Source organism: Paenibacillus sp. FSL R5-0744, from assembly GCF_037972555.1.
Lineage (GTDB): Bacteria > Bacillota > Bacilli > Paenibacillales > Paenibacillaceae > Paenibacillus_AQ.
Genome location: NZ_CP150228.1, coordinates 5,958,795 through 5,982,368 on the forward strand (window position 1 = coordinate 5,958,795; position 23,574 = coordinate 5,982,368).

The following is a 23,574-nucleotide window of genomic DNA, read 5'->3' on the forward strand; positions in this document are numbered from 1 at the left end:
AGAGTTATCCTATCAGGGCTTCACATGCAGCTCTCCACTAACAATAGTTATTGCTCGGCCAGACATCTTAATCTGATCTTTGCTTACCTCAAGTTGAAGTAAGCCTCCTCGTTCGGAAGCTTGATAAGCGGTCAACTGCGTACGGTTAAGTCGACTAGCCCAGAAAGGTGCTAGCGCAGTATGCGCTGAGCCTGTGACCGGATCCTCATTTACCCCCATCTTCGGTGCAAAGAACCGTGACACACAATCAATGCCTTCGCTGGAGCTTTCTGCAGTAACCGCAAAGGCTCGCTCTTCAAGCCGGGATAAAGCCCCGAAGTCTGGGCTAAGTTCGCGAACTAGGGATTCCTGATCGAGCCGTACAAGTACATTGTCAGCATAGAGCATAGTTTCTACCACATTTTCTTCTGTAATACCAAGCGCTTCTATAAGAGCCGGAATTGTAGGAGAAGACTTAAGCTCATAAGGCGGGAAGTACAGTGAGATGAGGTCATCCGCACGAGAAGCTCTAAGCAACCCACTGCGTGTATAAAATCTAGCTTCCACCTCTGGATCCAGCAATCCCACCTCCCATAATATATGTGCACTCGCTAGAGTAGCATGGCCACATAAATTAACCTCAACCTTGGGCGTGAACCAGCGCAGACGATATCCATCATTCTCCGGCCAGAGAAATGCCGTCTCTGACAAGTTCATTTCTGCTGCTGTCTTAAGCATAAATGCCTCGTCGACTGGATGCTTCAGCAAGCATACTGCTGCCGGGTTTCCTGAATATGCTTTTCCTGCAAAGGCATCGATAATAAATAAAGGGGTATTCATTAGGCTTCCGACTCCCTCCGAACTTCTGTGATTTGGCGCCACTCTTTCCATCCTTGTTCCACTTCATGGATAGGAAGCGAGCCTTGTTCCAATTCTTCCGGTGATTTAAGCAGCAGCCGTCTGTACAATTCATCACCTTCCAGTGAGACATCTTCCCCCTGCTCCCATAGTCGATACAGACTGTCCTCCGCTTTACTATAATGTCCGATTGACTCCATATAATCTAGAAGCAGCCGTTCCGTCTTGGCTGGAAGACGATACGCTTTGACTTCCTCCAGAAGTTCATTAATATCCTCTGTCATCTGCAGCATTTCTCGATCAGCGCCGTGCAAATCTGCGTACAAATATAAATGCAGTGCTCTCATACTTCTGAATAGTGCCGCGTCATGATCGCCTTTTGCAGCATAAATGCTGCCCTCTTCCTTAAGTAGCTTAGCTACACCTTGAAGCTTATCTGACTCCAATACACCGTTAAACCGGAACATATCTATAATATCTTCTACTGTTAGTGAATTTAAAAGACGTGAGTTCAGCGGAAAATGTCGGTTCAATAGCTCATCAATTTCCCATAAGGCTTCCGTTGTCTTTCGCTCTTGCTTCAGCGTTAAAACCTTGGCAACCATCGCCGTCATATCTTCGATCATTCGGACAATATAGTCTCTTCGGAACATGAACTTCCCCCTTTTCCATACTGTAACTGTGAAGCTTTTGTATCTAGGTATTATATGTGTTTTATTCATTTATCTTAAACCATTGCACTACGCTATGCCACTAAAGCAATTACGGGAAAAATAATGACTAGAATCCTTCTACTTATTGGCATGAAATGCCGTTCCACATTGGCGGCGTAACAACCATAGCTATCTTTGCCGGATTGGGAATCCGTAAGTTTCAATAGTCTCCTAAAAAAGAGGCAGCCCACGCCAGTTACTTTGACGCGGAGCTGCCTCTTTTTGAATTATTATTTCAGCGATCACGAATGGCTGTTAATACTAACCGTAGCTTGGGTGAATTCCTTGATAACCTCAGCTAACCGTTCAGGAGCTTCAAAGAGGCTCATGTGGCCCGCTCCAGAAATCGTAGCTTGCGTTATATTTGGTTTATCCGAAGTAAAGGTGCGCTCCGCAGGAATCAGTTCATCCTGCTCGCCAGCAACAAGTAGTACCGGCAACGTGGTAGCTGTGATCACATCACGCCGATCCGGACGCTCGCGCATCGCCAGCGCAGCTCCCGCTGCTCCTTGTGGAGGCGTTTTGTAACCAATTTCTTTAGCTCGCTCCAGCAGCTGCGGTGATGCAGAAGCGGTTGCTTTAGCAAAAATTCCTGGGACGAAGCTGTCCACAAAAGGAGTAATGCCTTCATTTTGAATCCTGCTGACACTTTTCAATCGATTCTCCCGAGCTTCTTCACTATCCGGATATGCAGTAGAATGGATTAATCCGAAGCCCTTCAATCGAGAGGCATACCGCTGCGCGAACGAAAGTGTAATATACCCACCAAGAGAATGTCCCAGCATGGTGCATTCAGAAATTTCTAGTGTATCTAACAAGCCCAGAACATCGTCTGCCATTTGTTCAATAGTATAGGGGCCTAGTGGAGCCTCTGAAGCTCCATGACCACGTAAATCGGGAGCAATCACTCGGTAGTCGCTGCTTAAGATGGGAATGATTTGTTCCCAGTATTCAGCACTTCCGCAAAAGCCATGCAGTAATACAATAACCTCGCCTTTCCCCTGATCACTGTAGCAAATATTGCTTCCGTCACAACGTACTCTTTCCATGGCTGCTTCCCTCTTTCCAAAATACTAAGATATATTAACTAATATCTATTATTAAGCAAAACAGCTCTCCTTGAAACCGGCATCCTATTCTTAACGCCCAATTCCAAACCCTTTTGCTGCTGCGGCAGCAATTTGTTCAGCCATAACCATAACTCTATGTAGTGGAGTCGTCTGCAGCGTCCGATAGGGCTTGGGACCGTTGATATCTACAATCGCCGCCAAGCTATAATGCCCCACTGCGGGAAGGCATACCCCCACCGATTGTGCTGGCTGAAGCGGCTCATTCGAAACGAAGTAATATCCAAGAGCTATTGGAGGTCCTAGGCAAGCATCCACAGCAATAATGATATGCTCAGATGGAATCTCAGCGACTCTGGCCACCAAATTATCTGCATCGCAAGGAGATGGCAACGTACCGATTACGTGCGGAAAGCCATATTCCAGAAGTTTGCTGCCTGTTAGTGGACCGAGAGCATCACCTGTAGATCGATCCGTTCCGATACACAGAAAGGTAACTTTCTTAGCTGAATGTAGCGCTGCAATTTCCATAAAAAAGGACACCAATCCTACATCGTCCATTTTGCTTCGTTTACTGCTTCCCTGTTCTCTAATTGCCAATACCTTTCCTCCCTTCGACGATATTTTTGATTTCATGCCTTTAATTTAACATGATTTCTGTGAGCCCGACAAAAAAATGGTGATCAAGCTCACAATCATGGTAAAATACATGAATCAGTGTACAGAAAGGATGTTAATAACCCTATGGATTTAACACAACCTAGTCAGGAAAATGTTGAATATATGATCGAGGCCATCAAGAACAAACTGAAGATGGCAAGTGCTGCTGCAATGCAAGCCTCCGCTTTTTCAGTAGATAAATATGAAGATATCTTCGATGTCTATGAGGTAGCCATGGGCAGCGATAGACTCAGTATTTCTCAGGTGGAAGCGCTCGTCTCCGAACTCGGCCGTCTACGTCAGAAATAATTGTTCTTCGTTTACAAAAGGAGCCCGTCGCTGCGAATCCGAGATGGATGCGCAGCGACGGGCTCCTTTTTAAGTTCCTATTTCATGAAATGAAGCTGAAATTCTGTATCTGCATGACCTACCCGTGTACCACCATCATTGTAGATCACACCTGAAAATGCATTACGCAGCTTTTCCAAAGTATTTTTCTGACTGTATCCAATCTGATTTAAAATCCCCTGTACAATAAGTCCCCACTCTTCTTCTGATCCATCCAGAATCTTGAAGGCAATGCCCAGTCGCTCGCGGCGCAACCCGAAGCAATATACGCCTTTAAATCCACCCTTAGCAATAATATTTTCATCTTCCAAAAGGATTGAATCAAGGCGTCCAGACCCAGAAACCATCTCCGGATGAGCATTCATGGCCGCAGTGATTGTGGTGACCGCTCTGCGAGTTGCCTCGTCAGCAATTAAATCAGGATTGGCTAATTTCAAATACGCAGTCGCCAAGGCTGTCAAAGGCATGGCAAATACCGGCAGACCGCATCCATCCGTACCTAGACCAATACTGTCTGGTGCTACACCAGCCATATAAGCAATCGTATCTATAATCTCACGCTGAACCGTTTGCTCCGGCTGAGAGTATTCTTCAAGTGGTAGTCCTTTGAGCTTACTATACGATAAAATCCCCATGTGCTTGCCCGCACAGTTATGATAGAACTTTCTTTTGCCCGCGCCGCGAATGGCATTCTCTCTACTCGTATAATCCAGTGGATAGCTAGTGGCACATATCATTTGTTGCTCATCGATCCCAATCTTGGAGGAAATACTCTCTAGCGCGGCAACATGGTAGCTCTCTCCTCGGTGAGAAGCAGTCATTAGGGCAACCTCTGCGGGTGTAAAACCATAATGCTCCACGATTCCTCCACGAATGCCTGGGATAGCCTGAAGTGGCTTGGCCGCAGAACGGGTAAAGGATACAAACTCAGGATCACCTGCATAGCCCTTTACGTTCCCCTGTTCTCCTACAATAGCAATATGTCCGCTATGGACACATTCCAGCAAATCTGACCGATATTCTCGTACTAATACTGTTTCCATGGTAACTCTCCTCTTTTCTCTTTACTGCTCTATAACTCACAAGGATTTATTAGGATTCTACATTTAATAAATGCTAGAAAATAACCCCGTGCTCCGGGGATTTTTTGTACATCACAAACTCCCTTAAGTGTTAGTTCCATGAGGAATTCTACTCCTATTTTCATCATTCTTCAATCCTCTCCACACCAAGAAGATTTTAGAAATCACACAAAAAAATTCCATCAGCAATAAATCCTGAATGACAGGAACATAAATGAAGCTTTTAAATTAAAAAACCACTCCCGCATCAGATTCTTGCTCTTCTGAAAAGGAAGTGGTTTTTATAGAATTCAGTACTGCTGTAGAGTGGGAGCGCAAATCGAATTAACCCTTACTTGCACCCGCGGTCAGACCGTCCACCAGGAAACGCTGAAGGAAAATGAACAGTAGCGTGACCGGGAGAGCAACCAGCACAGCTCCGGCGGCGAACAATGTGAATTCGGTCGAATTGCTTTGATTCACCATCCGGAAAAGCCCGACAGCGAGCGTTCTCGTCTCTTCCGTACGCAATACAAGGTCCGCGAATATGAAATCCACAAAGCAGCCATTAAATATCATAAGACTGGCATAGGTAAGCATCGGTTTGGACAGCGGGATCATTATAGATAGAAAAACTTTCATATGACTCGCCCCATCCATCCGCGCAGCATCTTCCAGACTTTTAGGAATAGTATCAAAAAAACCTTTAGCCACAAACACATTGGTGATAATGGCGCCACTGCTGTATACAAGCACAAGTGCCCAATGGGAATTCAGTAGCCCAAGCGTGTTCAGCAGCACGTAAACTGCAATCATAGCCATGAATCCCGGAAACATTTGCAGAACTAGAAGCGCAGTCAGTGTCGTTTTTCTGCCCGTGAACCGATAGCGAGAGATGGCATACGAAGTCAACAGCAGCAGAAAAGTGCCAAGTAGCGTAGACAGCGCTGCAACCTTTAGTGTATTCATGAACCAAATCAAATATTTAGTTTGCTCAAACAGTTCCTTGTAATGAATGAACGTGAAATTTTTAGGAATCAACGAGTCGCTGAACAAACTGTTTCCCGTCTTGAATGAAGACATAATAATCCAAAACGCTGGAAAAAGACTAATAAAACTGAGCACAATCAGTAGCAAGTGGCTTCCAATCGTTTTAAACGCTTCTGTCAGTTTTGGCTTCATGCAATCATATCCTCCTCTTTGTAGGATCGCGTTCGGCGGTAGCTCCAGATGGAGAAGGTCGCGACCAGCAGGAAGATGACAATCCCGATTACGGAAGCAAAGCTGTATTGCGATTGGTTAAGCGCCAGTTTGTAGAGCCAAGTCACCAGCAGATCGGTATGGCCCGCATACTGGTAATCCGGATTAACCGGTTCTCCGTTGGTCATCAGGTAAATGACGTTAAAGCTATTAATGTTACCGGCGAACTGCATGATCAGGATTGGAGCGGTCGCGAACAGCACCATAGGCAGTGTAACCATGCGGAATTTGTAGAATGCCCCAGCTCCGTCCACTTCAGCAGCTTCGTACATATCCCTTGGAATCGTTGTCAGTACCCCAAAGGCCAGAATCATGGTAACCGGAATTCCGATCCACATATTAGCCAGAATTACGGTGACCTTTGCCCAGAAAGGATTAGTCAGCCAGGCCACCCCCTCCAATCCCAAAGCTCTTACATAACTATTGATCGGTCCGAACTGATTATTGAACATATTACGCATGACGAGCAGAGAAATCATATTAGGAATAGCAAAGGGAACGATCAGCAGTGTACGCCAAAGCTTTTTCCACCGAACACGGGGCTGGTGAATAAGTACAGCGATGAGCACACCTCCAATGTAAGTCGTCGCAGTAGCAATAATCGCCCAGATCAGTGTCCAAGTCAGCACTCCGCCGAAGGTTGAACTCCATACATCCAAACTTAGCATTTTATTAAAATTACCGAACCCCACCCATTCTACTAGATGCGCAGGCGGTAAAATCGGGTCGGCATAGTTCGTAAACGCCAGTAGCACCGAAAAAACAAGCGGCAATATCGTCAGAAAAACCACTGCCACAAAAGGAATCGCTAGTACAAGATAGGCGAAGTTTCTACGCCCCATATGTCTGAGCGATTCACCAAATGAATGAATGGGCTCATTCCGGTCCCGCGCAGCTCCAACTAGAAAGGCATCCCTGATATTCAGTAAATGAAAAGCTGTATAAAACAGCAGCGCCAGCAATGACATCAGACCATTGATCATCATAAAAATGGAGTGATCGCCCTCCACCATCCGGGTTAATTTACCTACCTTGACCATACGGCTTGGAAATTCACCAAGTGTGATCAACCCCCGCAAATACCCCATTAGATCATGAGCAATAAAATAGATTCCAGCAGACCCCACCAGCAGGAATACTAATCCTTTCAGCCACTGTCGATTGAAGAACTGGCCCAGTCCCGGAATAATAGCCGAGAGTAGCGCTGCACCTGTTTTTTTGTGCATAGCTCAAATCACCTGTCCTTTACTTCGAATCCAGATCGGCCTGAATCGTTGATACAGTCTTATCGAGCGTCTGCTTAACATCAAGACCCGGATCGTTCCACAGGGATACAAATGCTGCCTTTAGCGGTTCCCAGACGGATTTGATTTCCGATAGGGAAGGCATCGGCACGGAGTGTTGGAATTGCTCGAAGAATCCACTTATAATCGGATCATCTTTGATTACCGGCGCTTCTCCGGCTTCAATGTTCGCAGGAATCGCACCCGTCATTTCAAAGTTCTTGAGCTGATTCTCCTTGTTGCTTGCAAAATGTGCGAACAGGCGAGCTGCGACCGGATATACCGTATAGGAATTGACATAATACGATTTAACTCCGGAGAAAGAAATGCTGTCTTGACCATCAGGTCCCTTAGGAAGAGGCGCCACTCCAAGGTTGATATGATCCTTGAACATCGCTATGGACCATGGCCCGTCGATGTTCATTGCCAGCTTGCCTTCCTGAAACAATTGGGTTTTAACGTCATAGGTGATATCTCCTGCATTCAATGGCAGAATTCCTTTTAAGCTCTGGAGAAAAGTAAATCCTTTGACGGTGCCTTCATTATTCAAGCCGATATCCTTGACATTCGTATTGTTGTCACCATAAATGTATCCGCCGAAGCTGCCAATGAATGGATAGCTGTAATACCCGACGAATTCCCACATGATCGCAAATTTGTTCTCTTTCGGCTTATTGTACGTATTGGCAAAAGCGATCACATCATCCCAAGTTTTTGGAGCTTCGGATATCAGATCCTTGTTGTAGAACAGCGCATAGGTCTCCACCGATTTAGGATAACCGTACAGGATACCGTCATAAGTCGATGCCTGAATAGCTGTCTCCACCATAGTTGATTTCGTTTCTTCCTCAAACACATCATTTGGCAAAAGCAATCCCGCTTTGACAGCCTGACCGATCTGATCATGCGGGAGAGTCAACACATCAGCGGCTAGTTTGGACGGGCCATCTGTCGCCAACCTTGTTCCCTGATCGCCGCCCGCCATTTCCTCAACCTTGACAGGAACGCCGTATTCTTTTTCGAAATCAGCGGCTAACTGCTTCATGTACTCAACCTGCTCCTTGGCTTCCCAGACCGTTAATTCGGCCCCAGCTTCCGGTTTCAGCTCCTCTTCGGCGGGATTCGTCTCATTTGTAGTTCCCCCCGGCTCGTTCACTGTGGAATTCGGGCTTGAATTCGGCTGAGCCGTAGAGTTCCCATTGCCTGAACCGCAAGCCGTAACCGTCAATGCCAACAGCAGACTCAGGGTCAAACTAAATGATACCGCTTGCATTTTAGATCGTTTACTCTTCTTCATTTGCTCATCTCCCCTTTATTCATAAGTGATCAGACCTAACACGCATAGAAAAAGAGCATGCAAAAAAGGTACAACCTCATTTGCACAAAGTGCCGAGGTTGTACCTTTTAGGTAACAGCGCCTTTAATTTGTTTGCGTATTAAGAAAAATCAAGTTCGTTCGCCCTCATTCTATAATACCCATAATTTGGATTGCAATCAGAGTATAGATCCAAATGGGGTGATTTAATAGCACTTTTCTTGTTTTTGCTTATATTTTCTCCTTTTTTTAACTACATACTAAATATTCCATATTGTGAATTCATGTGAAATAATCTATTGCTTTAATCTTGAGGGGTATGATAAGATTCAGACAAAATTTAAAGGCAATGAAACCGCCAAGGGTTCAACCTCTGATTATCATGAGGTTGGCCCTTTTTTGCGTTTACATGCCGCGAAGGGATGGAAATTGATTATGATTCAACAAGAAGCTGTTTATCATCGCATGGGGCAGAATTGGTCATATGCCTACGATGAGTCTACACTGCATATTCGCATAAGAACTAAACGGGATAACGTGTCAAAGATTGATCTTTTTTGCGGAGATAAATACGGTTGGGACAAAACCCATGAGGTTATTCCCATGCAGCACATGGCTTCTGACAGCTTATTCGATTATTGGCAGGCTGCGGTCCGTCCTGTTTATCGCAGACTCACTTACTATTTTGCACTTTATAACAAAGATGAGGTCCTTTATTATTTGGAAAAAGGCTTCTTCTCAGAGCCTCCAGTCATAATATATGAGGGCTTATTCGACTTTCCTTTCTTGAACCGTGAAGATGTACACTCCCCTCCAGCATGGGTGAAGGATGCAGTATTTTATCAAATTTTTCCGGAGCGTTTCGCAAATGGCGATCCTACTAACGATCCGGCAGATGTGCTAGATTGGGGCGGTACGCCGAGTCCCCGGAATTTCTTCGGAGGAGACTTGCAAGGTGTACTAGATCATTTGGATTATCTCTGTGAATTGGGCATTACCGCCATCTATTTCAATCCTCTGTTTGAGGCAACCACCAATCATAAATATGATATAAAGGATTATTTCTTGGTGGATCCTCATTTGGGAACCAACGCTTTGCTAAAAGAACTTGTCGACGCCTGTCATTCCAAAGGGATCCGCGTCATTCTAGACGGTGTCTTTAATCATTGCGGCCATACCTTTCCGCCATTTGTTGATCTGCTCACCAACGGGCGCTCATCCCGTTATGCCGATTGGTTTCATGTGCGTGAGTGGCCACCACAAGTCATCGACGGAATTCCCACCTATGAGACATTTGCATTCGAGCCTATCATGCCAAAATTCAACACTGAGAATCCTGAAGTCAGAGATTATCTGTTGAACGTTGGTCGTTATTGGATTGAGGAAATCGGTGTAGACGGTTGGCGGCTTGATGTCGCGAATGAAGTCTCTCATACGTTCTGGCGACAATTCCGTAATACGATCAAAAGCATTAATCCAGAAGCCTATCTTGTAGGCGAAATTATGCATGATTCCTTGCCGTGGCTACTTGGCGATCAGTTTGACGCCGTTATGAATTACCCACTAACCAATATTCAGATTAATTTCTTCGCTCAAGGACAAATTAATGCTTCACAATTCTCTCTATCGATTGCTACTATGCTAGCAAATTACCCGCAGCAAATTACAGAGGCCACTTTTAATCTATTAGACAGCCATGACACAACTCGTTTCCTGACCCTTTGCGGTGGTGACATCCGGAGATTAAAACTGGCCATTTTGTTCCAAATGACCTTTCAGGGAGCACCATGTATTTACTATGGCGATGAAATCGGTATGGAAGGTGAATATGACCCAGATAATCGTAAATGTATGGAGTGGGACATCCAGAAACAGAACAGGGAACTGTTCGAATACTATCGCTGGATGATCGGTCTTCGTAAGTCGCATACTGCGTTCCGTAGTAGCGGCTTTAAATCGCTGGATATCCCGGACCACCCAAGTCTGCTTGTATATGAACGGTGGGACGAACATAACCGCTTCTTAATCGTGCTCAACAATGAAGAGGTGTTAGTCGACGCCACCATTCCTGTACCCGGGATGGACGCTATATGGGTAAACCTAGAGACGCAGAAGCGAACAGAAAAATGCACATCATTACTACATCTGAATCTGCCCGAATTCGGCTATGCGGTATTCCAAGCTGTTAATAAATAGTCCATAACAAGAGCCCCTCGCCATCTACGCCTTGCTCATCAATTGTTTCAGCCTATACGCCAAAGTTTAAATACGAAGTAAGATAACTTATAAGGAGTGATTGGTGATGAGTAACGTAGAACATAAAGTAGAGCATGAAGTAGAAAACGGAAGCAACTTTTTCAAAGGCATCTTTATTGGTAGCTTAATAGGTGCTGCAGCAGCCCTGTTATTTGCACCAAAGCCTGGTCGTGAAATGCGCAGTGATCTGTCCGATAAACTTACGCTTGCTACTGACAAAACCAAAGAAGTTGCTGGTGTCGTAACTGACAAGACCAAAGCCATTGCCACAACGGTAGGTGAAAAAGCAACCGATCTGGCTAGTACGGTTTCAGTCAAAGCCTCTGATATCTACACTACTGTCAGTGACAGCAAGCAGCAAATTGCCGCTACCCTTCAAGACGCAGGCAGCAAAATTGGTGACACTATAAGTGAAGCCTCAAATAATGTAGCCTCTGATGTTAAAGACGCTTCTAAAGAAGTGGCTGACGAAGCCAAAGCATCCTCTAAAGAAGTCGCCGATGAGGCTAAAGATGCGAAAGAGGATGTTAAATCCTCCTATAAATCCAGTTACTAATCTGCGGCATAATACAGCTATCATTTCATCCGACAACAGCCAGCTGTCCGCAGCTGGCTGTTGTTTAGTTATACCCTATATAAAGTTTCATCTGATTGAATAGATCCTTAATGAATGCCCGATCGGGCTACAGAAAGCAGGGGTGCTCCATGGGAGAATCAAATAGCCAAACAAAAGCATATGAAATTGATGAACATCCTTTCGAATTACGTCATGAGGTCAAACGCTTAAACAATCGTCTGGACAAGATTGCTGATTCACTAGAAAAATCAGAATTTAAGGACATCCTTGATAACTACTCAGATCCAAAAAAAAGAATTATCACAAACTTGATGGCCGGTATATCCCGAGGTCTCGGCCTATCTCTCGGAACGTTCGTAGTCCTTGGTGTTCTGGGCTACATTCTTAGCCTATTTCTTGATGTTCCCGTGATCGGTGAGTACCTTGGCGAGATCAAAAAATACATCGATGCGAACAGCTAACAACTGGGCTATCTATCGCCCATCTATCACCGCTCCCCCTTACCCCGCTTGTCTGTCTAATCCTTCAGGGTTAGCCGGACAAGCGGGGTAAGGGCGTTATGGAACACAAATAAAGGACATGCTATTCTCCAGGCACAGAGAGAGGCATGTCCTTATCGTCGAACAGTAAAATTCAAATCCAGGTAATGTATATTACACATAAAGGAGCTCAATAGGATGAGTTGGCCATAATCTGCTTTAACTTCTCAGTGGCCCGCTTCTGTATCCGTGAAACACTCATCTGTGAAACCCCCAGCTTCTGAGCAATTGCCCGCTGGGATTGACCATCTTGGAAGGCTAGCAGCAACACTTGCTGCTCTTGCTCCTTCAATTGTCCTAGTGCTTGCTGCAGATCCATTCGTTTCTCTACAGTCTCGTAATCGTTCGCATCAGAGCTGATAAGCTCCCCTAGCGTAGCTCCAGTCTCCTCTTGAGAAAGCGGTGAATCTAGAGATACGTAATGGTAACATTCTCTGCCTGCCAGTACTTCTACAGTTTCTTCAACAGACAGATCAAGATAATGAGCGATCTCATCGACCGCAGGAGAACGCTCAAGCTTCACTGTAAGTTCATCAATCGCGTGTTGAACAAGCGCTCCTTTTTCTTTAATCCGTCTAGGAACCTGTATGTACCAAGATTTATCACGCAAATAATTCTTCATATGTCCAATCATGCTTTTCATCGCATAGGGCTCAAAAGGGATTCCGAGACTGATATCATATTGCTGCAGTAACCGGATGAGCGCCATTTGCCCGACCTGATATAAATCCTCATACAAGTCGGGGCGATTACGGGAAATTTTCCCAGCAGCCATTTTCACCATAGGCTCATATTTCTGTATCAGCAACGTCGCCTGATCGTTATCCTTGGTCTGCTGATACTCCCAAATTTGGGTGACTGCTTCATTCATGGACTCGGGGGGAGTCACTTTGTCACTCATACTTTCTCCTCGCTAAAATTAAGGTGCTTCTTCAAAGTTACCACCGTCCCTTTTCCGGCTTCACTTACGACACTAACGTCATCCATCAACGCTTGCATTAAGTAGAACCCTAACCCGCCAACCTGAACGTCACTTAACTCCTTATCGTGCAGTGTCATACGTTCATTAGACTTGTCCAAGCCGTCAAAGCTCTCCCCTTCGTCTTTGACTGTAATGGATAAGGAGCTTTCCTCTACCTCAAAAATAACATCTACTACTCCGTCTTTTTGGCCATAAGCATATAATACTGAATTGTTACACGCCTCTGACACTGCCACTTTCATGTCTTCTATATCCTCATAGGTGAAACCCATTTTCGAGGCAATGCCGTATAAATTCAACCTAACAATATCCACATACTCTGCGCTAGCAGGCAACTGAAGAATTACTTTTTGCACATCATCACTCATTCTTTGTTCTATCCTTTCCTAGTGGGAATTCTCTTGGGAGGCAAAAAACTTGGAAATACCAGTCATGTCAAACAGCTTCTGAATTTGTGGAGGAACATCCTCAACCATAAACTTAACGTCCATTCCTTGTCTTGATTTCAGGATCGAAAGTAGAATACCAATCCCTGTGCTATCGATGTATTTTAATTCTTTTAGATTAATAACTAGATCTAGTTTGGTATCTCCCACAAGTGGCTCCATAACCAGGCGGAAATCGGAAGCAACTGATAAATCAAGTTCACCACTCAGGAAAACTGTGCATACATTCCCTTTGGTTTCTGTCTTAGCATGGAACTTGTTACTTTTATGCGTATTCATTAGACGATCTCTCCTGAACAAATATTTTCTATATTAATAACCTTAATGATATACCTTTGAATCAGATAACGTTAAAAAAACAGATTGGTAAATACTAGATTACGCTTGGAAAATAGATATATCAGGTTCTACTAATACATTGTCGTTGCTAGAATATCGAGAAATAATTTGTTTTATACTACTCATCTTCAGCGGTTTGCTGATGTAATCATCCATTCCAGAGGCCTTACAGCGATTCTGAATCCCTTCCATGACGTTCGCCGTCATTGCAATGATAATGGTCTTCTCGGCAGCAGGACCACCCTCTCGACGAATTTGAGCGGTCGCCTCTAAGCCATCCATCACTGGCATTTGAAGGTCCATAAAGATAAAATCATAAGGATGTTTAATCGCCATATCCACAGCCTGTTGACCATCTTCAGCCATATCGGCCGCATAGCCCAGCTTATCCAGCATGCTGACCATTAGACGCTGATTAATCGGATGGTCATCCACAACAAGGATTCTACTTCTCCCCTCTTGATTGGGAACAGGATGCGTGGATTCCTCTTCTTGATATCCACCTATCAAATCTTCTCCTGGCATGGATGCCTGAATCGTAAAGATAAAAGTAGCTCCTTTTTGCTCCATCGATTCTACCCGAATTTCTCCGCCCATCATTCCGACAAGAGATTTACATATAGCTAGTCCCAGACCTGTTCCCCCATATTTCCGTGTCATGGAAGAATCAAGCTGCGAAAAGGGCTCAAATAATCGGTCACATTTCTCCGGAGAAATACCAATCCCCGTATCCATAATTGTGAATTCAACTTCCATCTTATGATCCGCAACACTCTTGATCGAGGCGACTAGATAGACCCCACCTTGATTTGTGAATTTAACTGCGTTAGCGATCAGATTAATTAGAACTTGGCGTAAACGAGCCATATCCCCATATAAAAGCCGAGGCAATTTCTGATCAATAAAATAAGCGAGCTCCAGGTTCTTCTTTCCCGCTTCTATCGAGAAGAGGCTGAACACCTCTTGAATACAATTTCGAAGTTCAAATAAGTGCTCTTCAACTTCCATTTTTCCGGATTCCATTTTAGTAAAATCAAGAATGTCGTTAATTACCGTAATCAACGTGTCGGCACTTTTCCGAATGATCTCCGAATATTCCTTTTGCTCAGAAGTAAGATCCGTCTCCATTAATAGATCGATCATGCCAACTACGCCGTTCATAGGTGTACGAATCTCATGACTCATCATAGCAAGAAATTCCGACTTTGCTTTAGAGGCAATCTCCGCCTCTTCTTTTGCCTTAATAAGCTCACTATTAATAATTTCCAGTTCTTTCGTCTTTTGCTGCAGCAGCATGGTTTGAGTCTGATGTTTCTTACTCGTGATGTACATTTCGACAAAGCCTTGTATCTTAGAGTTCAAAATCTGTGGAATGAACGGCTTGACCATATAATCAATAGCCCCTGCCGAATAACCAGCGAATAAGTGCTCCGCTTCCTTGCTGTTCGCAGAGATAAAAATAATGGGGATATCCTTTGTTTTTTCTCTGGCTTTGATCAATTTTGCGGTTTCGATCCCATCCATACCTGGCATCTGTACGTCCAGTACGATGACAGCAAAATCATACCTTAACAAACACCGCAGTGCCTCTTCACCGGAGGTGGCTTTGACTAGCTCGTAATGCTGGCTCTCAAGTACCGCCTCCAGCGCCAGCAAGTTTTCAGGACGGTCGTCGACTAGTAGTATATGAATTGGTTCTTGAAACCCCATAGGACCACCCTCCTTCATGCGTTATTTTATGTTACGGTATATTTTCTCCACTCTGTCTAAAGATTCATAGCAATCGCTATATTTCGTAAAGTGAATAGACTCTTTAGAGCCCAGAACAAGGATTCCAAAGCGACTGAGACTTTCATGAAACAACCCGTGAACATGATCACGAAGCTCATCATTGAAATAAATCATTACATTTCGGCAGAAAATAACATTAAATTCATTAAAAGAAGTGTCAGTAGCTAAATTATGTTCAGCAAAAATAATATTTTTGCGTAAATACGGTTGTAAAATGACTGAGTTATACTTCGCAGTGTAGTATTCGGAAAATGCCCGAGTACCTCCTGCCTCCAAATAATTCTTTGTGTATTGCTTCATTCTGCTAATATCATAAACGCCTTCCTTAGCCTGCTGTAAAGAACGCTCATTCATATCTGTGGCATAAATTCGAGCTTTATCATAAAGCCCTTCTTCATGTAGCAGGATGGCCATAGAATAAACTTCCTCCCCAGTGGAACATCCGGCATGCCAGATACGAATATAGGGATAGGTTCTTAACAAAGGAACTACCTTCTGGCGAAAAGTTAGAAATAATCCTGGATCCCTGAACATTTCAGTAACAGGAATAGAGAGACTGTAAACAAATCGTTCAAAACAAGCCCGATCATGCAGAACCTTCTCTTGCAGCGCGGATATGGTGAGTACATTCTCCGCATGAACATGATGCCAGATGCGTCGTTTTAATGAAGGCAACGCATAATTCCGGAAATCATAGCCATATAAACGGTGTACCCCATCAAGAAGCAGCTCAATCTCAATTTGCTCCAGTTCGTCACTTCCCGCCAGAACGGGCTGCTCCTCATATCCGTGTTCTATTGCTTTCATTGTTATCCCGACTCCCTTATCAACACGCCGTACTTTTGAAGAATGGCTTTTTGTTAGTTCTTTTAAAGTATTACCCCAATATTGAGGTTACGAATACAGCCAGACTCGCATTAAAGATAGAAGTTGACCTGTTGCGATTGGCTTCTTCATATAGTCGGAGGCTCCAGCTTCAATACATTTGGCACGATCCTCTTTCATAGCTTTGGCGGTGAGCGCAATAATAGGGAGTTTCTGATACTGCGGCATCTCGCGGATCCGGCGCATAGCCTCATATCCGTCCATCTCCGGCATCATCATATCCATTAATACAAGATCAAAATCTTCTTGCTCTACCAGCATTTCCAGCGCCTCGCGTCCATTCTCCGCAAACTTCACTTCCATGTGATACTCTTCGAGTACACTGGAGAGCGCAAAGACATTGCGAATATCATCATCGACGAGCAGTATTTTCTTTCCTTCGAACAATTCTTCTTTATTATGAAGCTTCTGCAGAATCTTACGTTTATCTTCCGGAAGATTTGCTTCTACCCGGTGCAAGAACAGCGTAGTCTCATCCAATAACCGTTCTGGAGAACGTACATCCTTGATAATAATTGATTCCGCATATTTGCGCAGCTGCGTCTCTTCTTTGCCATCCAAATCCTTACCCGTATAAATAATAATAGGTAGATCATTTAATTCCTCATCATCACGAATTTGATCCAGCAGATCGAAACCTGTCATATCCTCAAGCATCAGATCCAGAACCATACAATCATATCTCTGCTTCCGTAGCTCACTCAGTGCCTCCCCGCCAGTTGAAACTGCGGTTATGGCCACATCGTCGTGACCGATCAATTCCATGATTGAACGACGTTGAATTTCATCATCCTCAACAATCAGCAAGTATTTCAACGTACTGGAGGTGTAATTCTCGATTTGGGAGAACGCCCGCTCTAGAGCCTCTCTAGAAGATGGTTTTCTTAAATAAGCCATAGCCCCCATCATAAGTCCCTGCTTCACTTCATCATTCACAGAGATGACATGGACAGGAATGTGGCGGGTCTGTGATGCACTTTTTAACTCTCTAAGGATGGTCCAACCGTCCATAACAGGCAGCTGAATATCTAGAATAATCGCATCAGGTAGATAAGTCTTCGCCATCTGCAGTCCAGTATCGCCTTGAAGGGCTACAAGTCCTTTGAAATTGCGGCCATGAGCCATATCCAGCAATATTTTCGCAAAGCTCTCATCGTCTTCAATAATAAGCAGAACCTTATCATTTGCAGTCAAATGATCACGGTCATCATCGATCATTAATTGTGGAATAGGTTCATGGACTGGTGTTGGTACAAGGGTTGGAGTCATATCTCCGATATATTCTTCGAAGGTTACATCCTCTCTAGAAGCAGCAGCTTCTATTACTGAAGGTTGCTTATTATAATTCCCTATAACCGGCAAATACATAGTAAAGGTACTACCTTGACCCTCACGGGATTCCAGCACAATAGCTCCACCCATTAAACGCGCTAACTCACGGCTAATAGACAAGCCCAATCCTGTCCCTCCAAATTTACGGCTGGTAGTTCCATCCACCTGTTGGAAGGCTTCGAACACAATATCAGTTTTATCTGCCGGAATACCAATTCCGCTATCCTTCACAGCAATAGCAATATATTCAACTTCACTTGGCAGATCTAGCGGAATAAGATTGTCATCTGCTTGGCTAACCGAGAACTCAATAAATCCTTCCATCGTAAATTTAAAGGCATTAGAAAGCAGATTTCTTAGCACCTGCTTCAACCGATGACCATCGGCAATGACACTATCTGGCAGCGGCTCGTTAAAGGTAATTCTTAAAGAAAGTCCCTTTTTGAGCGCTTGCGGAGCAAAATTCTGCTTCACAAAGCTCTTCAGCTCCGTTAATTTAATTTCTTCTTGGTTCAGTTCCATTTTGCCAGCATCAACCTTGGATAAGTCCAAAATCTCATCAATCATCTTAAGCAAGTCTGCACCTGACATATAAATCGTATGTGCAAATTCAACCTGTTTCTCTGACAAGTTGCCATCCTTATTCTCCGTAAGTAGCTGCGATAGGATCAAGAGACTGTTGAGCGGAGTTCGCAATTCATGAGACATATTCGCCAAGAACTCTGATTTATATTTACTAGTAACGGATAATTGCTTGGCCTGTTTCTCTAATTGAATTTTTGCATGCTCAATTTCGTCTTTCTTCTCTTCAACCTCCTGCACTTGTTCCTCTAAAGCGCGGGTCTTGGCAATAAGTTCCGTATTATAATGCTCCAGTTCTTCCTGCTGACGCTGGAGTAGTTCTTCCGAACGTTTAAGCGCATCCGTCTGCTCTTCTAAGTTCTCATTGGAACGACGCAATTCCTCTTGCTGAGTCTGTAATTCCTCCGACTGACACTGCAGCTCTTCCGTAAGAGCTTGTGAATCACGCAACAACTTCTCCACGATCAAACGACGGCTAATATTATTAAAAATAATACTTAAATTATTAGCGAGTTGTTGCAGCAAATCATTTTTCAAACTGCTAAAAGGTTGGAATGAAGCAAATTCTACTACGCCTAGCAGTTCGTCTTCAAAAATAAGCGGATGGATAGAAATATATCCAGGTTGTGCATCCACGAATCCGGACTTAACGGATGAATAGTCTTCAGGAGCTTTCTCCAGTCTGATCGGGTGCATATCGAGCGCACTTTGCCCTACAAGCCCTTCACCAATCACAAACCCGTCCTTAGGTTTCTTATCATTATCTACTGCATAATATCCACTGCTTCGTAAAAAATCAGGACGATTGGCATCTTTTAAATATACAGCTCCGAACTGTGCTCCCAGCACAGGGGTAAACTCATTGATGAAGGTCTGTGAGACCTGATCCAAGGAGCTAACACCTCGCAATAGTTCCGTCACCCGAGCAACATTCGCATTCAGCCAGGATTGGTCATTCTGCGCTTGCGCATAGGCCTGTTCCATTTGCTGCTTCTGTTCAAGATCTAAAGCCATCTTTTTAAAGACAAGAGCAACCTCACCAATTTCATCTTTAGTAGTAACCTTTATACGCCGTATAGCCCTCACTTTACCGTTGCCAAAGCTGGTAATCATCATCGAAACGACATTAAGCCCCCGAGTGATGCTTGGGATGATCCATAGAACTACTCCAAGTCCGAGAAGTAAGCCCATAATCATCATTAGAACTACCATCTGAGTCGAACTTTTATAAGCTTCGTTGGCCTTCGTACTCTCTTCATTCATAATAAAAGCATTATAATCAGAGAGACTGTTCAGAGCGTTTAACACGGCATTCTGAATCGCTTGTCCCTCTGTGTTGGAATACGTGCTAGCATTCTGAAAATAACCAGCCGATAGCAGTTTCAATACCTTTTCCTGATAATTTAAATAAGTAGTGTACGCGCCATCTATTTGACTGACCATTTGCATTTCTTCAGCGCTAGTCATCGACGCTTTTATTTTCTCGTAGTGCTCATTGGCTTTAGTGATCTTTTTATCAATCTCATTCTTTTGAGATTCTACCGATGATGCATCTGCACTTAACATGGTCGTGGTTAATATTCGCGCCATATCATTGACTTCTCCACGCATCCCTGAAGAAGACCGCCCCTTCATATATCTATCCTGATACCCTTCCAGTTGATTATTCATATAATTTAAGCGGTCGTATCCTATCATCGTAAGTGCAAGCATAATCGCTAACATGGCACTGAAGCCAATTAAGAGTTTAGCCTTTATCTTCATTCTCTATCTGTTCCCTTCTTCAGTGAGATCCACACAATACACTTATCATCATCACGCTCTTTAGGAACCTCAACATTGAAAAAAGCAGCTCGAATAGCTTCTTCGTTCCACTCATGTTCAACATTTAAATGTTGAATCATAAATTTCAGCTGCTCTTCTTGTTCGCCCTCAACCAGTTCCAATAGACCATCTGTATAAAGAACTAGATGCCCTTCATCTTCATAGGTTAAGCTCTGTGGCTGAATATCAATCCGTTCAAACAAACCTACTGGGTGACAGTTACTTTCCAGCATGACTGGAGTCTTAGCCACTCCTTCAAAAAATAGCGCAGGTGGATGCCCGGCGTTGACGTAGTCAATACGTTTCATACGGGTATCTATCACAAGATAAATGGTCGTAAAGTAGTATTGGATCAGCTTTTTCTCAATATAGAGCTGATTAAACCTTCGATTGAGCTCCTGAATTACCTTTTCCGGCTCTACATACGTAGTTACCGTGTCCTTCAACACAGAAGCAAGAAACATACAAAAAAGAGATGACGATATTCCGTGTCCCATAATGTCCAGCAGGATCACGCCATATCGGCCATCACCAAGGGGGTACCACGCGTATAAATCACCGGCAAGCTCAGAGGATGGCTGATAGATGGCATTGACCTCAAAATTCTCTTCCTGAAGAGGCAAGCTCAACACAGCATTCTGAACAAGTGCGGCCAGTCTCAATTCTTCTTGAATTCGCTGATCTCGTTCCTTATGCCAATCTTTCTCTCGCTTCAACCGCAGCGCGAGCCGAATTCGGGCCATCAGCTCCACTTTGTTAATGGGTTTCGTAACATAATCTACTGCACCTGCATCCAGTGCTTCTGCCAGCTTCTTGGAATCGCCAACAGCTGTAACCATTATTATTGGAATATCCTTTAGGTGTTCGTATTGCTGTACAACACGACATGCCTCGATTCCATCCATTTCCGGCATCATCATATCCAGTAAAATCAGATCGATATCTGACATCCGAGGACGTCCATCTTCACTCACAGAACCGATACCCAACCGTGTAAGCATCTCTTTTGCAGAGGATGCGGTTACGAAATTTCGGTAATCTTCTTTTTTCAGGATTTCACGGATAATGATAACATTAGTCGGATTGTCATCTACGATTAAGATTCTCATCATCTTCACCTCACACGAATAGTATTACGAACGTAAAATTCTGCGACTCATTACCTATATCATACGCTATTTAAATGTGTTATTTCTATTTTTAATATATGTAAATATAGTAATAGGTTCATTTACGCCTTCAGCAAAGTAACCTCCCGAACCACTACATGTAGTGGTTCGGGAGGTTACTCTATGGTAAAGACAGCCTCTGTTTATTAACCAAAATGATCAAAAGTGAAACATATTAAGAAGAAATACTATCAAATAAATCAATACCTTCAAATTCACCTGCCAAATTTCGATATATTTTGAGCGCATTGTTTCCTCTCATATATACATCACCATCTTCGGCAATAAAATACGGTTTACCCAAGGTCGATTGCACATTATCCTTCACGGGATCAATTCCCACCCCATTTACCTGTAGCCCAAACTGCTGTGCTTGAGAAGGTGAGACATGCACATACAGTACAAACCCCTCACCAACACCCACTGTTACATCTGCGTATTGGTACTCCTCTGTCCCTTGCAATGGATCATTTGTTACCGCCAGCGGATTGCCCTTGGCCAGAAGCAATTCTTCCTTCGTAGCATATAAAGCAACACCTTGCAGTGAATCAAACTGATTTATAGCAGGGCTCGTTTCTGAGGAATGTTCAAATGTAAGAACTGTCTTAGGCTGATCACTAAAAGTCGAGATAGGCGTCAACTGTGGAGACGCATCAAAGTATGGGGAAAGTAGACTAAACAAGAGTATGATAATGTTCATGTTGTTATCCCACCTTTCTTATCTGCAGCCGCCATTTACAGAGGACTTGCTGCCTTAACTTTAATGACGGAATTTTTTCCAAAGAGTTGCAGCTACATCTACACTTTTTAACACAGTAGCTATTTTCCCCGGTGCTTTCTCGTTATTAACAGCATCATAAGAGTTTACCGTACGTTCCTCAGCTGGAGTCAGCGGAGCTTCTTTTATGGATACCCCCTTACGCTTCTCCCTCAGTTCATGTGATTTACGATATCTCTCAATCACAGTTACTGAAACTTGCTTAACGGTTAAGGTTAACTCATTCATAACTTCTCCCAAATTTTTCACAGAATCTATGACAGGATCAATCTTCTGAATTTTATTCTGTACATCAGCGGTAATTTCATTTGCATGTCTGACTGTAGTCTTCACTTCATAAGTCAGTTCATCCATCGTCTTCTGCACTTCCACCAAGGTCTGGCTTACTTTGTCGAGAGATTGCTTCGCTGACTGCAAAGTCTTAATTAGAAAGAAAACAAGTATTGCGAATGCGATAGCAACGAGAGCTACACTAAGTTCAATGATCATATTCATAACCCCTTCCAAATCTCATAAATAGTGGCTAATCAGCCTTGTATACTGCATAGTTACCCCTACTACCATATGCCGAAACAATCTGTCGAGCGTTGTCAAAATTCCCTGCTCCCCTTTGTTTCAGAATCAAAGTCCCCGTTTATACAATGACTACAAATCAAAAAAAGGATAGGTGATATGTAATGTTAAAATGGTCCGCAATTCTGCTAGTTGTAGCTGTAATCGCTGGTATCTTTGGTTTCTTCAATCTTGTAGCAGCCGCTGCTGGTCTTGCAAAGATACTATTCTTCGTATTCTTGGTTCTGTTTGTTGTTTCCCTCTTCACGGGACGCAGAGGTAGATCGATGTAGCCTCCTCCCATATCTATCCATATATCTTATTCATCATGCAGAAAGTATAGGTCATTCCCACACAGATGTCACTTGAGAAAATAAGAAAAAGTTTTGAAGTTAGATCATAATGAGGAGGAACTTAACATGAAAAAATTCGCCAGCATTACACTTGCCTTGGGACTTATGGCTTCAATAGCAGCTACAGCATCAGCCGCTGAGGTAACAGGGACAACTACAGATTCTACGCCCGGAACTGGAAGCACTTACACAACATCTTTTGAAACGATCATTACCCCATCGGATATTACTCCAGCCACACCACAAATTGTTCTAACCGAAAAAACAGCTTTTCACTTTTCAGTTGGCAGTATGATTCCTGCAGGCTGGCTTAGCGCTCAAACGCTTGATACCACAGGTGAAGTGATTACGGATACTTGGGGCAATGAATGGAGAGAAATCTACACTTGGCTAGGAAAAGCGTGGGTAAAGGTTCCTGTTGCTGCCAATGTAATTATGTAATTAGTACAGAAAAGATGATAACAAGCATAAACGCTTTCGGCGTCCCTATAAGGACGGCAAGTGTTTAAGCGAGAAATATAAGGATAATTTATAGAACGGAACATATAAATTCTTATATTTACAAAAAGCTACCCCCTCAGTAGATCATTCTACTGAGGGGGTAGCTTTTGCGCTTACGCCGCCT

General features: G+C 43.7%; 23 protein-coding genes. 6 read left to right on the forward strand and 17 right to left on the reverse strand.

Annotated features, from left to right (window positions below):
- Window positions 1-12: 12 nt before the first annotated feature.
- The 4 genes from MKY19_RS26325 to yyaC form a co-directional block, all read right to left on the reverse strand.
- Window positions 13-819 carry a PhzF family phenazine biosynthesis protein gene (locus tag MKY19_RS26325; RefSeq protein ID WP_339798612.1) on the reverse strand — a complete coding sequence of 269 codons (807 nt, stop codon included), beginning with the start codon at window positions 817-819 and terminating at the stop codon, window positions 13-15.
- Complete coding sequence (locus MKY19_RS26330) at window positions 819-1,490, reverse strand: DUF6483 family protein (protein WP_339798614.1); 672 nt, start codon at window positions 1,488-1,490, stop codon at window positions 819-821. Before MKY19_RS26330 ends, MKY19_RS26325 begins: the two co-directional genes overlap by 1 nt.
- Window positions 1,491-1,792: 302 nt before the next feature.
- Window positions 1,793-2,599, reverse strand: coding sequence for an alpha/beta hydrolase (locus MKY19_RS26335; RefSeq protein ID WP_042191837.1), 807 nt, complete (start codon window positions 2,597-2,599; stop codon window positions 1,793-1,795).
- Window positions 2,600-2,689: 90 nt separating this feature from the next.
- Entirely contained in the window at window positions 2,690-3,217 is a 528-nt protein-coding gene (gene yyaC / locus MKY19_RS26340; protein WP_256716395.1) for a spore protease YyaC, read from the reverse strand.
- 144 nt (window positions 3,218-3,361) lie between these two features.
- Between yyaC and MKY19_RS26345 the strand changes: the two genes are divergently transcribed.
- Complete coding sequence (locus MKY19_RS26345; RefSeq protein WP_042191840.1) at window positions 3,362-3,586, forward strand: DUF1128 domain-containing protein; 225 nt, start codon at window positions 3,362-3,364, stop codon at window positions 3,584-3,586.
- Window positions 3,587-3,663: 77 nt separating this feature from the next.
- On the opposite strand, the gene MKY19_RS26350 is transcribed toward MKY19_RS26345, so the two are convergent.
- The 4 genes from MKY19_RS26350 to MKY19_RS26365 all read right to left on the reverse strand — a co-directional run bounded on the left by MKY19_RS26350 (window position 3,664) and on the right by MKY19_RS26365 (window position 8,526).
- Window positions 3,664-4,668 carry an asparaginase gene (locus MKY19_RS26350; RefSeq protein WP_339798617.1) on the reverse strand — a complete coding sequence of 335 codons (1,005 nt, stop codon included), beginning with the start codon at window positions 4,666-4,668 and terminating at the stop codon, window positions 3,664-3,666.
- A gap of 363 nt (window positions 4,669-5,031) precedes the next feature.
- Complete coding sequence (locus MKY19_RS26355; protein ID WP_042131038.1) at window positions 5,032-5,868, reverse strand: sugar ABC transporter permease; 837 nt, start codon at window positions 5,866-5,868, stop codon at window positions 5,032-5,034.
- Window positions 5,865-7,172 (reverse strand): sugar ABC transporter permease, encoded by a 1,308-nt coding sequence (locus MKY19_RS26360; protein WP_042191843.1) that lies wholly within the window; start codon window positions 7,170-7,172, stop codon window positions 5,865-5,867. The genes MKY19_RS26355 and MKY19_RS26360 overlap by 4 nt, the downstream gene beginning before the upstream one ends.
- A 19-nt stretch (window positions 7,173-7,191) precedes the next feature.
- The gene (locus MKY19_RS26365; RefSeq protein WP_339798623.1) at window positions 7,192-8,526 is read right to left on the reverse strand and encodes a maltose ABC transporter substrate-binding protein; all 1,335 of its coding nucleotides are present in this window, start codon (window positions 8,524-8,526) and stop codon (window positions 7,192-7,194) included.
- A 453-nt stretch (window positions 8,527-8,979) separates the two neighbouring features.
- On the opposite strand from MKY19_RS26365, the gene MKY19_RS26370 reads away from it, so the two are divergent.
- From MKY19_RS26370 to MKY19_RS26380, 3 genes are all read left to right on the forward strand, one after another.
- Window positions 8,980-10,740, forward strand: a complete 1,761-nt coding sequence (locus tag MKY19_RS26370; RefSeq protein ID WP_339798626.1) for a glycoside hydrolase family 13 protein — start codon at window positions 8,980-8,982, stop codon at window positions 10,738-10,740.
- A gap of 106 nt (window positions 10,741-10,846) precedes the next feature.
- On the forward strand, window positions 10,847-11,356 hold the full coding sequence (locus tag MKY19_RS26375) for a YtxH domain-containing protein (protein WP_076300659.1): 510 nt from the start codon (window positions 10,847-10,849) through the stop codon (window positions 11,354-11,356).
- Between the two features lie 149 nt (window positions 11,357-11,505).
- The gene (locus tag MKY19_RS26380; RefSeq protein WP_042191847.1) at window positions 11,506-11,838 is read left to right on the forward strand and encodes a DUF5665 domain-containing protein; all 333 of its coding nucleotides are present in this window, start codon (window positions 11,506-11,508) and stop codon (window positions 11,836-11,838) included.
- Between the two features lie 208 nt (window positions 11,839-12,046).
- Here the strand turns inward: MKY19_RS26380 and MKY19_RS26385 are convergent, their stop codons facing one another.
- The 9 genes from MKY19_RS26385 to MKY19_RS26425 form a co-directional block, all read right to left on the reverse strand.
- Window positions 12,047-12,817: a sigma-70 family RNA polymerase sigma factor gene (locus MKY19_RS26385; protein WP_042131042.1), complete on the reverse strand. Its 771-nt coding sequence runs from the start codon at window positions 12,815-12,817 to the stop codon at window positions 12,047-12,049.
- The gene (gene rsbW, locus MKY19_RS26390; RefSeq protein ID WP_042191848.1) at window positions 12,814-13,266 is read right to left on the reverse strand and encodes an anti-sigma B factor RsbW; all 453 of its coding nucleotides are present in this window, start codon (window positions 13,264-13,266) and stop codon (window positions 12,814-12,816) included. Before rsbW ends, MKY19_RS26385 begins: the two co-directional genes overlap by 4 nt.
- Before the next feature lie 18 nt (window positions 13,267-13,284).
- Window positions 13,285-13,623 carry an STAS domain-containing protein gene (locus MKY19_RS26395; RefSeq protein WP_042131044.1) on the reverse strand — a complete coding sequence of 113 codons (339 nt, stop codon included), beginning with the start codon at window positions 13,621-13,623 and terminating at the stop codon, window positions 13,285-13,287.
- Window positions 13,624-13,722: 99 nt separating this feature from the next.
- Window positions 13,723-15,393, reverse strand: coding sequence for a response regulator (locus MKY19_RS26400; protein ID WP_339798630.1), 1,671 nt, complete (start codon window positions 15,391-15,393; stop codon window positions 13,723-13,725).
- 21 nt (window positions 15,394-15,414) lie between these two features.
- Window positions 15,415-16,281: a protein-glutamate O-methyltransferase CheR gene (locus MKY19_RS26405; RefSeq protein WP_076300661.1), complete on the reverse strand. Its 867-nt coding sequence runs from the start codon at window positions 16,279-16,281 to the stop codon at window positions 15,415-15,417.
- Between the two features lie 87 nt (window positions 16,282-16,368).
- Window positions 16,369-20,037, reverse strand: a complete 3,669-nt coding sequence (locus MKY19_RS26410; protein WP_339267232.1) for a response regulator — start codon at window positions 20,035-20,037, stop codon at window positions 16,369-16,371.
- Window positions 20,034-21,206, reverse strand: coding sequence for a fused response regulator/phosphatase (locus MKY19_RS26415; protein ID WP_076285480.1), 1,173 nt, complete (start codon window positions 21,204-21,206; stop codon window positions 20,034-20,036). Before MKY19_RS26415 ends, MKY19_RS26410 begins: the two co-directional genes overlap by 4 nt.
- 235 nt (window positions 21,207-21,441) lie before the next feature.
- A complete protein-coding gene (locus tag MKY19_RS26420; RefSeq protein ID WP_076300663.1) occupies window positions 21,442-21,966 on the reverse strand; it encodes a hypothetical protein in 525 nt (174 codons plus the stop codon).
- 60 nt (window positions 21,967-22,026) lie between these two features.
- Window positions 22,027-22,533 (reverse strand): DUF948 domain-containing protein, encoded by a 507-nt coding sequence (locus MKY19_RS26425; RefSeq protein ID WP_076285482.1) that lies wholly within the window; start codon window positions 22,531-22,533, stop codon window positions 22,027-22,029.
- 188 nt (window positions 22,534-22,721) lie between these two features.
- Between MKY19_RS26425 and MKY19_RS26430 the strand changes: the two genes are divergently transcribed.
- Window positions 22,722-22,889, forward strand: coding sequence for a DUF1328 family protein (locus tag MKY19_RS26430; protein WP_042131050.1), 168 nt, complete (start codon window positions 22,722-22,724; stop codon window positions 22,887-22,889).
- Between the two features lie 126 nt (window positions 22,890-23,015).
- Window positions 23,016-23,390 (forward strand): hypothetical protein, encoded by a 375-nt coding sequence (locus MKY19_RS26435; protein ID WP_042191861.1) that lies wholly within the window; start codon window positions 23,016-23,018, stop codon window positions 23,388-23,390.
- The last annotated feature ends 184 nt before the right edge of the window (window positions 23,391-23,574 follow it).